Consider the following 12,607-nt stretch of genomic DNA (forward strand, 5'->3'; position numbering starts at 1 on the left):
GTAGAACTTATGTTAACGGCGATGTTTTACCCTCTCTCGTAAGAGAGGGTAGCGTGTTTAGTGCCAGCAAAAGTGGTGCACGACCTGGGTAATCAGCTCCCGGGTAGGCTTGATAAAGCGCGTCTCAAGGTACTCATCCGGCTGGTGGGCCTGGTTGATCGAGCCAGGGCCGAGCACCAGGGTTGGGCAGAGCGTCTGGATAAACGGCGCTTCGGTGCAGTAGTTCACCACGTCGGTCTTGGTGCCAAGCAGCTTTTCCACGACCTGAACCAGCTGGTGATCCGGCGGGCATTCATAGCCTGGGATTGGCGGATGCAGCTCGGCGACGTTCAGACGTCCCGGCCAGCGCTCGCTCACCGGGGCCAGCGCGTCGTTCACCAGGCCGTTGAGATCGTTCAGCGTCATGCCCGGCAGGGGACGAATGTCCATGTGCAGCTCGCAGCAGGCGCAGATACGGTTTGAGGCATCGCCGCCGTGCAGGCTACCGAGGTTCAGCGTCGGATAAGGTACGGTGAAGGCCTCAAAGTGATAGCGCTCTTTCAAAGAATCACGCAGCTGCATCAGGCGGCCAATGGCGTCGTGCATTAGCTCAATGGCGTTGACGCCGCGCGCCGGATCGCTGGAGTGACCCGACTGGCCCAGCACCCGTACCGCCGTAGAGATATGGCCTTTATGGGCGCGGATCGGCTGTAGCGAGGTCGGCTCGCCGATGATGGCGCAGTCCGGGCGAATAGATGCGTTCTCAGAGAAGTAGCGCGCTCCCGCCATGCTGGTCTCTTCATCGGCGGTTGCCAGAATATAGAGCGGCTTTTTCAGCTTGGTCACGTCTACGTCACGCAGCGCATCAAGAATAAAGGCGAAAAAGCCCTTCATATCCGCCGTGCCGAGGCCGTAGAGCTTGTTGTCATGCTCGGTCAGGGTAAAGGGATCGCGGGTCCAGCGCCCATCGTCGAAGGGCACCGTATCAGTATGCCCGGCTAGCAGCAGGCCGCCTGCGCCCTCGCCAATGCTGGCCAGCATGTTGAATTTGTTGCGCGTGTCGGGTACGGGTTGGATCTCTACGTTAAACCCGAGGTCGCCAAACCACCCGCCAAGCAGATTGATTAAAGACGCATTGCTCTGATCCAGCGATTCTTCCGTCGCGCTGATGGACGGCGTGGCTATCAGGGCGCGGTAGATCTCGATAAATGGCGGTAAATTCATTTTCATTGTTGACACACCTTAGGTCGTGATAGTATCAATATTCATGCAGTAAATGTGAATAAAAATACATTAACGTTGAGCATAAAGGAACCCGATGTTGAATACGCTGATTGTAGGCGCTAGCGGTTATGCGGGCGCAGAGCTTGTAAGCTACGTGAATCGCCATCCTCATATGACCATAACCGCTTTGACCGTGTCAGCGCAAAGCAATGATGCAGGAAAATTAATCTCCGATCTGCACCCACAGCTGAAAGGTATTGTCGACCTGCCTCTGCAGCCGATGTCCGATATCAGCGAGTTTGCTGAGGGTGTCGACGTGGTGTTCCTGGCGACCGCCCATGAGGTCAGCCATGACCTGGCCCCGCAGTTTTTGGCGGCGGGCTGCATCGTGTTCGACCTCTCCGGCGCGTTCCGCGTTAACGATCCCGCTTTCTATGAAAAATTCTATGGCTTTACCCATCAGCACCCGCAGCTGCTTGAGCAGGCGGTGTACGGTCTGGCGGAGTGGAGCGCTGACAGGCTGAAAGAGGCGACGCTGGTGGCTGTACCGGGCTGCTATCCGACGGCAGCGCAGCTGTCGCTGAAGCCGCTGATCGACGCCGGGCTGCTGGATCTCAATCAGTGGCCGGTGATCAACGCCACCAGCGGCGTCAGCGGTGCCGGGCGCAAGGCGGCCATTTCAAACAGCTTCTGTGAAGTGAGCCTGCAGCCGTACGGCATTTTTAACCATCGTCATCATCCAGAGATCACCACTCACCTCGGCACGAATGTGATTTTTACTCCGCATCTGGGCAGCTTCCCGCGTGGGATCCTTGAAACCATTACCTGTCGCCTGAAGCCGGGCGTGACCAAAGAGCAGGTGGCGGGCACGTTTCTGCAGGCCTATGCCGATAAGCCGCTGGTGCGCCTCTATGATAAAGGTGTGCCGGCGCTGAAAAACGTGGTTGGCCTGCCGTTCTGTGATATCGGCTTTGCCGTGCAGGATGAGCATCTGATCGTCGTCGCCGCGGAAGATAACTTACTCAAAGGCGCTGCCGCCCAGGCAATGCAGTGTGCAAATATTCGTTTCGGCTACCCTGAAACGCAGTCTCTTATTTAAGGTGTGATGATGAATCCATTAATTATCAAACTCGGTGGTGTACTGCTGGATAGCGAAGAGGCGCTGGCGCGTCTGTTTACCGCCCTGGTTAACTATCGCGAATCGCATCAGCGTCCGCTGGTGATCGTGCACGGCGGCGGCTGCGTGGTGGATGAGCTGATGAAGCAGCTTAACCTGCCGGTGACCAAGAAAAATGGCCTGCGCGTGACCCCTGCCGACCAGATCGACATTATTACCGGCGCGCTGGCGGGCACCGCCAACAAAACGCTGCTGGCCTGGGCGAAGAAGCATAAGATTGCCTCGGTGGGCCTGTTCTTGGGCGACGGCGACAGCGTCAAGGTCACCCAGCTTGATGACGATCTGGGCCACGTGGGTCAGGCGCAGCCGGGTTCCCCGGTGCTGATCAACTCTCTGCTGGCGGGCGGTTTCCTGCCGGTGATTAGCTCCATCGGCGTAACCGACGAGGGTCTGCTGATGAACGTCAACGCCGACCAGGCAGCGACGGCGCTGGCGGCAACGCTCGGCGCGGATCTGATCCTGCTCTCCGACGTGAGCGGTATTCTGGACGGCAAGGGCCAGCGCATCGCCGAGATGACGGCGGCGAAAGCCGAGCAGCTGATCGATCAGGGCATTATTACCGACGGCATGATCGTCAAGGTCAACGCCGCGCTGGACGCCGCCCGCACGCTGGGCCGCCCGGTGGATATCGCCTCCTGGCGTCACGCGGAGCAGCTTCCGGCGCTGTTCAACGGCACGCCGATTGGCACACGCATTTTAGCGTAAATTTTTATTGAATGACCGTAGGCCGGGTAAGCGCAGCGCCACCCGGCGGAACTAACGAATAAAGGAACGATGTTATGGCACTTTGGGGTGGGCGTTTTACACAGGCAGCGGATCAACGGTTCAAACAGTTCAATGACTCTTTGCGCTTCGACTACCGCCTGGCCGAGCAGGATATCGTCGGCTCTGTGGCCTGGTCCAAAGCGCTGGTGACGGTGGGCGTACTGACCGCCGATGAGCAAGTGCAGCTAGAAGAGGCGCTGAATAACCTGCTGGAAGAGGTGCGTCTTAACCCGGAGCAGATCCTGGAGAGCGATGCCGAAGACATCCATAGCTGGGTGGAAGGCAAGCTGATCGATAAGGTTGGCCCGCTGGGGAAAAAGCTGCACACCGGCCGTAGCCGTAACGATCAGGTGGCAACCGATCTGAAGCTGTGGTGTAAAGACACCGTGGCCGAGCTGCTGGCGGCAAATCGTCAGCTGCAGGGCGCGCTGGTTGAGACCGCGCAGGCGAACCAGGATGCCGTGATGCCGGGCTATACCCACCTGCAGCGTGCGCAGCCAGTGACCTTTGCTCACTGGTGTCTGGCCTACGTTGAGATGCTGGCCCGTGACGAAAGCCGCCTGCAGGATGCCCTGAAGCGTCTGGACGTTAGCCCGTTGGGCTGCGGGGCGCTGGCAGGAACGGCTTATGAGATCGACCGCGAGCAGCTGGCGGGCTGGCTGGGCTTTGCCAGCGCGACCCGTAACAGTCTCGATACCGTATCCGACCGCGACCACGTGCTGGAGCTGCTCTCTGACGCCTCTATCGGTATGGTGCACCTGTCGCGCTTTGCGGAAGATCTCATCTTCTTCAACACCGGTGAAGCGGGCTTTGTTGAGCTCTCCGACCGCGTTACTTCCGGCTCCTCGCTGATGCCGCAGAAGAAAAACCCGGATGCGCTGGAGCTGATCCGTGGCAAATGCGGTCGCGTGCAGGGCGCACTGACCGGCATGATGATGACCCTGAAAGGTCTGCCGCTGGCCTATAACAAAGATATGCAGGAAGACAAAGAGGGGCTGTTTGATGCTCTTGACACCTGGCTGGACTGCCTGCACATGGCCGCGCTGGTGCTGGACGGCATTCAGGTGAAGCGTCCGCGCTGCCAGGAAGCGGCGCAGCAGGGCTACGCTAACGCCACCGAGCTGGCGGACTATCTGGTCGCGAAGGGCGTGCCGTTCCGTGAAGCGCACCATATTGTCGGTGAAGCCGTTGTGGAAGCCATCGCTCAGGGTAAACCGCTGGAGGATCTGGCCCTGGTCGATCTGCAAAAATTCAGCAGCGTGATTGGCGACGACGTCTATCCGATCCTCTCCCTGCAATCCTGTCTGGATAAGCGCGCGGCGAAAGGTGGCGTATCACCAACGCAGGTCGCTCAGGCCATCAACGATGCCAAAGCCCGCCTGATTTAATCACGCCGTAGCAAGAGACGCCGGGCCCGTGCCCGGCTTTTTTTTATACAAAAAATGGCATGCAGGGTCAGAGAGTGCTTGATAGGGATAATCATTGATTGCTATTCTATCTATCGCCATGAACTATCGTGGCGTCGGAGGATGAATAATGAATATTCGTGATCTTGAATACCTGGTAGCGTTAGCCGAACACCGTCATTTCCGCCGGGCGGCCGACTCCTGTCACGTTAGCCAGCCCACGCTCAGCGGACAGATCCGCAAGCTGGAAGATGAGCTTGGCGTGATGCTGCTGGAGCGTACCAGCCGTAAAGTGCTGTTTACTCAGGCTGGCCTGCTGCTGGTAGATCAGGCGCGCACCGTATTGCGCGAGGTCAAAGTGCTCAAGGAGATGGCAAGCCAGCAGGGGGAGGCCATGTCTGGACCGCTGCATATTGGCCTGATCCCGACCGTTGGACCCTACCTGCTGCCGCAGATTATTCCGCTGCTGCACCAAACTTTCCCTAAGCTGGAGATGTATCTGCACGAAGCGCAGACGCAACAGCTGCTGGCCCAGCTGGACAGCGGCAAGCTGGACTGTGCCATTCTGGCGCTGGTGAAAGAGAGCGAAGCCTTTATCGAAGTCCCGCTGTTTGATGAGCCGATGATGCTGGCGATCTATGAGGATCACCCGTGGGCGAACCGCGACCGCGTACCGATGGCCGACCTCGCCGGTGAGAAGCTGCTGATGCTGGAAGATGGCCACTGCCTGCGCGATCAGGCGATGGGCTTCTGCTTTGAGGCGGGTGCAGACGAAGATACCCATTTCCGCGCCACCAGCCTTGAAACGCTGCGTAATATGGTCGCTGCTGGCAGCGGCATTACGCTTTTGCCCGCGCTGGCCGTGCCGCCCGAGCGCAAGCGCGACGGGGTGATCTACCTGCCGTGCATCAAGCCGGAGCCGAAGCGCACCATTGGCCTGGTGTACCGTCCGGGATCGCCGCTGCGCAGCCGCTATGAGCAGCTGGCAGAGGCCATCCGTACAACAATGGATGGCCATTTCGACAAAGCGTTAAAAGAGGCGGTTTAAGCCATTTAGCGCGGCTACCCGATAGGCTTCCGCCATGGTTGGGTAGTTAAAGGTGGTGTTAACGAAGTACTCGATGGTGTTACCGCCGCCTTTCTGCTCCATAATCGCCTGGCCGATATGAATAATTTCGGCCGCGCGCTCACCAAAGCAGTGGATCCCCAAAATCTCTTTCGTCTCGCGGTGGAACAGGATCTTCAGCGTTCCGACGCTCATCCCCACAATCTGTGCCCGCGCCAGGTGCTTAAACTGCGCCCGACCCACTTCATAGGGCACCTTCATTGCGGTGAGCTGCTGCTCCGTTTTACCGACCGAGCTGATCTCCGGAATGGTGTAGATCCCGGTGGGGATATCTTCCACCAGATGCGCCGTCGCCTCGCCTTTGACCATCGCCTGAGCAGCAATGCGGCCCTGATCGTAGGCGGCAGAGGCCAGGCTTGGGTAGCCGATAACGTCACCCACGGCGTAGATATGCGGCTGCGCGGTCTGGTACATGCTGTTGACCTTGAGCAGTCCCCGTCCGTCCGCGTCCAGACCGACGTTGGCCAGCTGCAGGCTATCGGTATTACCGGTACGTCCGTTGGCGTAGAGCAGGCAGTCGGCCTTAAGCTTTTTGCCTGACTTCAGGTGCATAATCACCCCGTCGTCCGTGCCCTCAATCTGCTCATACTCTTCGTTATGGCGGATCACGACGCCGTTGTTCCAGAAGTGGTAAGAGAGCGAGTCCGACATCTCCTGATCCAGAAACGCCAGCAGGCGATCGCGGGTGTTAATCAGATCGACTTTGACATCCATTCCCCGGAAGATCGACGCGTACTCACAGCCGATCACCCCTGCACCGTAGATGATCACATGGCGTGGCTCATGCTGCATGCTGAGGATCGAGTCGCTGTCATAAACGCGAGGATGGGCAAAGTCGACGTCCGCCGGATGGTAGGGGCGAGAGCCGCAGGCGATGACAAACTTCTCTGCCGTCAGCGTCTCTACCGTACCGTCATGGCACTCCAGCGCCAGCGTATGCGCATCAACAAAGTGGGCATCGCCCTGCAGAATTTCACAGCGGTTACGCTCGTAAAACCCCTGGCGCATGCGCGTCTGCTGATTGATAACGCTGTCGGCGTGGTTGAGGATGTCGGCAAAAGAGGAGCGCAGAAGGCGGGAGTGGTCGCTGTACAGAGGGTTTTGATTAAATTCGATAATCCGACTGACCGCGTGGCGAAGCGCCTTCGAGGGGATGGTGCCCCAGTGGGTACATCCGCCGCCCACGTTATGGTATCGCTCAAGGACAGCGATCCTGGCACCTTGTTTCACCAGCCCCATGGCAGCACCTTCGCCACCGGGACCGGAACCTATCACTATTGCATCGTAATCGTAAGTGTGTGGCATGGTAGGGCTTACCTGTTCTTATACATAAAAACAACATAATACTAACATCGTTAAGGGCATAACCCAATTATCGCTCTGTTTTTTTGCCGTGCTATTTTTTTATTCTGCTTGCGCGCGCATTAACGTCATTAATGGTGCAACAGCTTGTAAACAATCTTTCATAAAGAATCATTCATAAAGAATCATTCACAAAGCCAGGCAAACCGATTAGCTTATCTCTGGTATAGTGCCAGCAGGCCTTTGGAAGGATTCAGACATTGTGATGGGCGTTAGAGCGCAACAAAAAGAACGAACCCGGCGTTCGCTGGTGGAAGCGGCATTTAGTCAGCTAAGCGCTGAGCGTAGCTTTGCCAGCCTGAGCCTGCGCGAAGTGGCGCGCGAGGCGGGCATTGCCCCAACGTCATTCTATCGCCATTTCCGCGATGTCGATGAGCTTGGCCTGACCATGGTCGACGAGAGCGGCCTGATGCTGCGCCAGCTGATGCGCCAGGCGCGCCAGCGCATTGCCAAAGGCGGGAGCGTGATCCGCACCTCTGTCTCTACCTTTATGGAGTTTATCGGCAATAATCCCAACGCGTTTCGCCTGCTGCTGCGCGAACGTTCAGGCACCTCCAGCGCTTTTCGTGCTGCCGTAGCCCGCGAGATCCAGCACTTCATCGCGGAACTTGCCGACTATCTTGAACTCGAAAGCCATATGCCGCGGTCGTTCACCGAGGCACAGGCCGAAGCGATGGTCACCATTGTATTTAGCGCCGGCGCAGAAGCGCTGGACGTGGGTCCGGAGCAGCGCAGGCAGCTAGAAGAGCGCCTGGTGCTGCAATTGAGGATGATTTCGAAAGGCGCTTACTACTGGTATCGCCGTGAGCAGGAAAGAATGTCGCACCAACCCGATGAGTGAAGGACGAGTAATGAAACAGTCAGGTCAAGATAAAGGTACGTTACTGCTGGCGCTGATCGCTGGCTTATCGATTAACGGCACGTTTACGGCGATTTTCAGCTCGATTGTGCCGTTTTCGCTGTTCCCGGTTATCTCGCTGGTGCTGGCGGTCTACTGTCTGCATCAACGCTATCAAAATCGCACCATGCCGCTGGGGCTACCGGCGCTGGCCGCCGCCTGCTTTATCTTAGGCGTGCTGCTCTATAGCGCAGTAGTGCGGGCTGAGTATCCAGCCATTGGTTCTAACTTTGTCCCTGCCGTACTGTCAGTGGTGCTGGTGTTCTGGATTGGCTACCGCATGCGTAACCGCAAGTACGAGCTGACAGAGTAGATGAAGAGTTAGGACTCTGAAGTAGGCCGGATAAGCGTAGCGCCATCCGGCGTTTTCAGCAGGCGATAGGTTTATTTTCTGGTCAGCAGCACCCCGCACTCCATATGGTGCGTGTAGGGGAACTGATCGAACAGCGCCAGGCGTTCAACCTGATGCGTCTGGCTGAAGGTCTCGAGGTTCTGGCACAGCGTCTCCGGATTGCAGGAGATGTACAGAATACGCGGGTAGGCCTGCACCATCTTCTCCGTTTCGCTATCCAGGCCGCTGCGCGGCGGATCGACAAAAATCGTCTCGCAGCGATAGCTCTTCAGATCGACACCCTGCAGGCGGTTAAATTCACGCACCCCGTTCATCGCCTGGGTAAACTCCTCTGCCGCCATGCGGATAATCTGCACGTTGTCGATCTGGTTGGCGGCGATGTTGTACTGCGCTGCTGCCACTGACGGTTTAGCAATTTCGGTTGCCAGCACGCGATCAAAGTTGCGCGCCAGCGCCAAAGAGAAGTTGCCGTTGCCGCAGTACAGCTCCAGCAGGTCGCCGGATGACCCTGCGGTCACGTCCAGCGCCCACTCCAGCATCTGAATGTTCATCGCCGCGTTAGGCTGGGTAAAGCTGTTCTCTACCTGACGATAGATCATCTCCTGGCCCGCCACCGGCAGGCGCTCGTCGACGTAGTCCCGATCCAGCATCACCTTGGTTTTGGTCGCCCGCCCGATGATATGCACGTCCATGCCCTGCGCCCGCAGCGTAGTGCGCAGGGCCTGCGCCTCGGCCTGCCACGCCTCGTCCAGCTTTTTATGGTACAGCAGGGTCACGATGGCCTGACCGCTAAGGGTGCTCAGGTAGTCGATCTGGAACAGCTTGAAGCGCAGGACATTATTACCCCGTACGCTGTCCATTATTGCAGCCATTAACTGGTTGATCAGGGCGCTGGCGGCTGGGAAACTCTCTACACGGATCCGGCTTTTGGTCTGCTGATCGAAGATGATGTGGTACAGGTCATCTCCATCGTGCCAGATACGAAACTCGGCCCGCATCCGGTAATGGCTTACAGGAGAGCGAAACACCTCCGGCGCAGGCGCGGAAAAGGGCGTCATCATCTCTTGCAGACGGACCACTTTTTCGGCCAGCTGAGCGTCGTACTGTTCTATCGGGAGGTGTTCGGGGGTCATGATGCGTCCTGAGTGAAAATAGATTACGCGGGGATTGTAGGGATTGCGTGCGTATTGTCCAGCCCAGCGTTTTTACTTTTCTTCTCTTAGCAGTCTGGACATCTATAAGTACCTACAGGTAGCATCCACGCTCCGGTCCTGTGAGTTAAAAGGGAATCCAGTGAAAATCTGGGGCTGACGCGCAGCGGTAAGGAGAGTTGGAGTGATAGCGAAAGCAGACACTGCCGCAAGGCGGGAAGTCATCACTCTGGAAAATCTCCAAGCCCGAAGACCTGCCGGTATACGTCGCATTTGGCTTTCATCATCGCGTGCTATTGATGGGGCCTGCGGCATCCTTCTTATATTGTGGATGCTTTTACAATGATAAAAAAAGCTTCGCTGATGACGGCGCTCTCCGTCACGGCATTTTCCGGCTGGGCGCAGGACAGCAATCCGGACACGTTGGTCGTTACCGCAAACCGTTTTCAGCAGCCGGTAAAAACGGTGCTGGCACCGGTCAGCGTTGTCACCCGCCAGGATATCGATCGCTGGCAGTCAACCTCCGTAACCGATGTGATGCGTCGTCTACCTGGCGTAGATATCTCGCAGAACGGCGGTATGGGGCAGATCTCTTCTCTTTATGTGCGCGGCACTAACTCCAGTCATGTGCTGATCCTGGTCGATGGCGTACGCCTCAACCAGGCTGGCGTCAGCGGCTCGTCCGATCTCAGCCAGTTCCCGCTGGCCTTAGTGCAGCGTATTGAATACATTCGTGGCCCGCGCTCGGCAGTGTACGGCTCCGACGCTATCGGCGGGGTGGTGAATATCATCACGACGCGTGAGAAAAACGGCACGACGCTGTCGGCAGGCATCGGATCCAAAGGCTATCAGAACTATGAGGCCAGCACGCAGCAGGATCTGGGCGACAGCACCCGTGTGACGCTGGCGGGCGACTACACCTATACCAAAGGCTTTGATATCGGCGCTGAAGGGAACACGGGTGGCCTGGCGCAGCCCGATCGCGACGGGTTTATGAGCAAGACGCTGTACGGTGCGCTGGAGCATAGCTTCTCTGAAGAGTGGAGCGGCTTTGTACGCGGCTACGGCTATGACAACCGTACCGACTACGAAGGCTACTACAGCAGCTTCACGCCTGACGTGCTGGTGGATACGCGCCAGCTCTACAGCCAGACCTGGGACGCGGGCCTGCGCTTTAACGGCGATATCTTCCGCTCTCAGCTGCTGACCAGCTATGGCCACAGCAAAGATTTTAACTACGATCCGCATCTGGGCCGCTACGATTCCAACGCCACGCTGGATGAGATCAAACAGTACAACGTACAGTGGGCGAATACCGTTGACGTCGGGCAGGGCAACGTCGGGGCAGGCATCGACTGGCAGAAGCAGAGCACCGAGCCGGGAACCAACTACGTTACCGACGGTTACGATCAGCGTAACACTGGCGTCTATCTGACTGCGCTGCAGCAGCTGGGTGACTTCACGCTGGAAGGCGCGGTGCGTAGCGATGACAACTCGCAGTTTGGCCGTCACGGCACCTGGCAGAGCAGCGCTGGCTGGGAGTTTATCGAAGGCTATCGCTTTATTGCCTCCTACGGCACAGCGTATAAAGCGCCGAACCTCGGCCAGCTGCATGGCTTCTACGGCAATGACGATCTCAACCCGGAAGAGAGCAAGCAGTGGGAAGGGGCCTTTGAAGGCCTGACGTCGGGTGTGAACTGGCGCGTCTCCGGCTACCGTAACGACGTAGACAACCTCATCGACTATGACGATGGCGCGATGAAGTACTACAACGTGGGCAAGGCGCGGATTAAAGGTGTGGAAGCGACGGCATCCTTCGATACCGGCCCGCTAGGACACAGCCTGAGCTACGACTATGTCGATTCACGTAATGCGGTGACTGACGAGCCGCTGGCACGCCGTGCGAAGCAGCAGGTGAAGTATCAGCTCGACTGGCAGGTCTACGATCTGGACTGGAGCGTAACCTATCACTATCTGGGCACGCGCTACGATACGGACTACACCACCTATCAGCGGGTCAAGATGGGTGGCGTCAGTTTATGGGATGCAGCAGTGTCGTATCCGATCACCTCACAGTTCACCGTTCGTGGTAAAATAGCTAACCTGTTCGATAAAGATTACGAGACAGTTTATGGCTACCATACTGCAGGACGAGAATACACCGTCTCTGGCAGCTACACCTTCTGATCCACGACCCACCGTGCTGGTGTTTGACTCCGGCGTCGGTGGGCTATCCGTCTATGATGAGATCCGGCGTCTTCTGCCGGACCTCCATTACATCTATGCGTTTGATAACGTTGCCTTCCCGTATGGGGAGAAGTCAGAAGCATTTATCGTTGAGCGCGTGGTGGAGATTGTCACCGCCGTTCAGGCCCGCTATCCGCTCTCTCTGGCGGTGATTGCCTGTAATACGGCCAGCACCGTCTCGCTTCCTGCTCTGCGCGAGAAGTTCGGCTTCCCGGTGGTAGGCGTTGTGCCCGCCATTAAGCCTGCGGCACGCCTGACCGCCAACCGCGTTGTTGGCCTGCTGGCAACCCGCGGCACGGTAAAGCGTCCTTATACGCACGAGCTTATTCAGCGCTTTGCTAATGAATGTCACTTTGAACTGCTGGGCTCGTCTGAGCTGGTAGAGATAGCCGAAGCGAAGCTGCATGGCGAACCGGTCTCTCTCGACAGATTACGCCGTATTCTTCGCCCGTGGTTACGGATGGCGGAGCCGCCGGATACCGTTGTCCTCGGCTGCACTCACTTCCCGCTTCTTCAGGAGGAGCTGCTGCAGGTGCTACCGGAAGGAACGCGGCTGGTGGATTCCGGCGCGGCGATTGCTCGCCGAACGGCATGGCTGCTTGAGCATGATGCACCCGATGCTAAATCGGCTGATGAAAACATCGCTTACTGCATGGACGTAACGCCGGAGACTGTACAATTGCTGCCCGTTTTGCAGCGATACGGCTTCAAATCGCTTGAAAAACTGGCAACGGATAGCGGGTTTGCACAAAAAAGAGACGCTTGAAAGATTTTTTGAAATTAGCTCTTGTCAGCCCGGAATAACTCCCTATAATGCGCCTCCACTGACACGGAACAACGGCACGCAAGCCGCCGGGTCAGAAGGACTTCTCCGGAAGTTCTGACAGAGAAAAGCGAAAAATAAACGCTTGACTCTGGAT

At 57.4% G+C, this 12,607-nt stretch carries 11 protein-coding genes and 1 riboswitch; of the genes, 8 read left to right on the plus strand and 3 right to left on the minus strand.

The genetic code is table 11. From position 1 onward, the window contains the following. Nucleotides 1–57: 57 nt before the first annotated feature. Nucleotides 58–1,209: an acetylornithine deacetylase gene (gene argE, locus EV102420_RS17890; protein ID WP_042394647.1), complete on the minus strand. Its 1,152-nt coding sequence runs from the start codon at nt 1,207–1,209 to the stop codon at nt 58–60. A gap of 88 nt (nt 1,210–1,297) precedes the next feature. Here argE and argC point away from each other — a divergent pair, with 88 nt between their 5' ends. The 4 genes from argC (at nt 1,298) to oxyR (ending at nt 5,599) form a co-directional block, all read left to right on the plus strand. After that, nucleotides 1,298–2,302 carry an N-acetyl-gamma-glutamyl-phosphate reductase gene (gene argC, locus EV102420_RS17895; RefSeq protein WP_042394650.1) on the plus strand — a complete coding sequence of 335 codons (1,005 nt, stop codon included), beginning with the start codon at nt 1,298–1,300 and terminating at the stop codon, nt 2,300–2,302. 6 nt (nt 2,303–2,308) lie between these two features. Further along, nucleotides 2,309–3,085 carry an acetylglutamate kinase gene (gene argB / locus EV102420_RS17900; protein ID WP_106403956.1) on the plus strand — a complete coding sequence of 259 codons (777 nt, stop codon included), beginning with the start codon at nt 2,309–2,311 and terminating at the stop codon, nt 3,083–3,085. Nucleotides 3,086–3,159: 74 nt separating this feature from the next. Beyond that, on the plus strand, nt 3,160–4,533 hold the full coding sequence (gene argH, locus EV102420_RS17905; protein ID WP_042394656.1) for an argininosuccinate lyase: 1,374 nt from the start codon (nt 3,160–3,162) through the stop codon (nt 4,531–4,533). A gap of 148 nt (nt 4,534–4,681) precedes the next feature. After that, nucleotides 4,682–5,599: a DNA-binding transcriptional regulator OxyR gene (gene oxyR, locus EV102420_RS17910; RefSeq protein ID WP_042394660.1), complete on the plus strand. Its 918-nt coding sequence runs from the start codon at nt 4,682–4,684 to the stop codon at nt 5,597–5,599. Here the strand turns inward: oxyR and sthA are convergent. After that, complete coding sequence (gene sthA / locus EV102420_RS17915) at nt 5,582–6,982, minus strand: Si-specific NAD(P)(+) transhydrogenase (RefSeq protein ID WP_042394663.1); 1,401 nt, start codon at nt 6,980–6,982, stop codon at nt 5,582–5,584. The two genes, oxyR and sthA, sit on opposite strands and share 18 nt — an antisense overlap. 259 nt (nt 6,983–7,241) lie before the next feature. Here sthA and fabR point away from each other — a divergent pair, with 259 nt between their 5' ends. Both fabR and EV102420_RS17925 read left to right on the plus strand, forming a co-directional pair. Next, entirely contained in the window at nt 7,242–7,880 is a 639-nt protein-coding gene (fabR, locus tag EV102420_RS17920) for an HTH-type transcriptional repressor FabR (RefSeq protein ID WP_042394666.1), read from the plus strand. Between the two features lie 10 nt (nt 7,881–7,890). Then, nucleotides 7,891–8,250 (plus strand): YijD family membrane protein, encoded by a 360-nt coding sequence (locus tag EV102420_RS17925; RefSeq protein WP_042394669.1) that lies wholly within the window; start codon nt 7,891–7,893, stop codon nt 8,248–8,250. A gap of 71 nt (nt 8,251–8,321) precedes the next feature. Here EV102420_RS17925 and trmA read toward each other — a convergent pair whose 3' ends face one another. Further along, nucleotides 8,322–9,422, minus strand: coding sequence for a tRNA (uridine(54)-C5)-methyltransferase TrmA (gene trmA, locus EV102420_RS17930; RefSeq protein WP_042394673.1), 1,101 nt, complete (start codon nt 9,420–9,422; stop codon nt 8,322–8,324). Between the two features lie 116 nt (nt 9,423–9,538). Further along, a riboswitch (cobalamin riboswitch) is annotated at nt 9,539–9,716 on the plus strand. 66 nt (nt 9,717–9,782) lie between these two features. On the opposite strand from trmA, the gene btuB reads away from it, so the two are divergent. Both btuB and murI read left to right on the plus strand, forming a co-directional pair. Then, the gene (gene btuB / locus EV102420_RS17935) at nt 9,783–11,627 is read left to right on the plus strand and encodes a TonB-dependent vitamin B12 receptor BtuB (protein ID WP_042394676.1); all 1,845 of its coding nucleotides are present in this window, start codon (nt 9,783–9,785) and stop codon (nt 11,625–11,627) included. After that, the gene (murI, locus tag EV102420_RS17940) at nt 11,572–12,453 is read left to right on the plus strand and encodes a glutamate racemase (RefSeq protein ID WP_042394679.1); all 882 of its coding nucleotides are present in this window, start codon (nt 11,572–11,574) and stop codon (nt 12,451–12,453) included. The genes btuB and murI overlap by 56 nt, the downstream gene beginning before the upstream one ends. Nucleotides 12,454–12,607: the final 154 nt, after the last annotated feature.

This window comes from Pseudescherichia vulneris NBRC 102420 (assembly GCF_000759795.1).
Taxonomy (GTDB): Bacteria; Pseudomonadota; Gammaproteobacteria; order Enterobacterales; family Enterobacteriaceae; genus Pseudescherichia; species Pseudescherichia vulneris.

Coding starts and splice junctions, on each gene's coding strand:
- trmA (WP_042394673.1), bottom strand. CDS start 9,422: ATGACCCCCGAACACCTCCCGATAGAACAGTACGACGCTCAGCTGGCC.
- argC (WP_042394650.1), top strand. CDS start 1,298: ATGTTGAATACGCTGATTGTAGGCGCTAGCGGTTATGCGGGCGCAGAG.
- argH (WP_042394656.1), top strand. CDS start 3,160: ATGGCACTTTGGGGTGGGCGTTTTACACAGGCAGCGGATCAACGGTTC.
- EV102420_RS17925 (WP_042394669.1), top strand. CDS start 7,891: ATGAAACAGTCAGGTCAAGATAAAGGTACGTTACTGCTGGCGCTGATC.
- btuB (WP_042394676.1), top strand. CDS start 9,783: ATGATAAAAAAAGCTTCGCTGATGACGGCGCTCTCCGTCACGGCATTT.
- oxyR (WP_042394660.1), top strand. CDS start 4,682: ATGAATATTCGTGATCTTGAATACCTGGTAGCGTTAGCCGAACACCGT.
- murI (WP_042394679.1), top strand. CDS start 11,572: ATGGCTACCATACTGCAGGACGAGAATACACCGTCTCTGGCAGCTACA.
- sthA (WP_042394663.1), bottom strand. CDS start 6,982: ATGCCACACACTTACGATTACGATGCAATAGTGATAGGTTCCGGTCCC.
- argB (WP_106403956.1), top strand. CDS start 2,309: ATGATGAATCCATTAATTATCAAACTCGGTGGTGTACTGCTGGATAGC.
- argE (WP_042394647.1), bottom strand. CDS start 1,209: ATGAAAATGAATTTACCGCCATTTATCGAGATCTACCGCGCCCTGATA.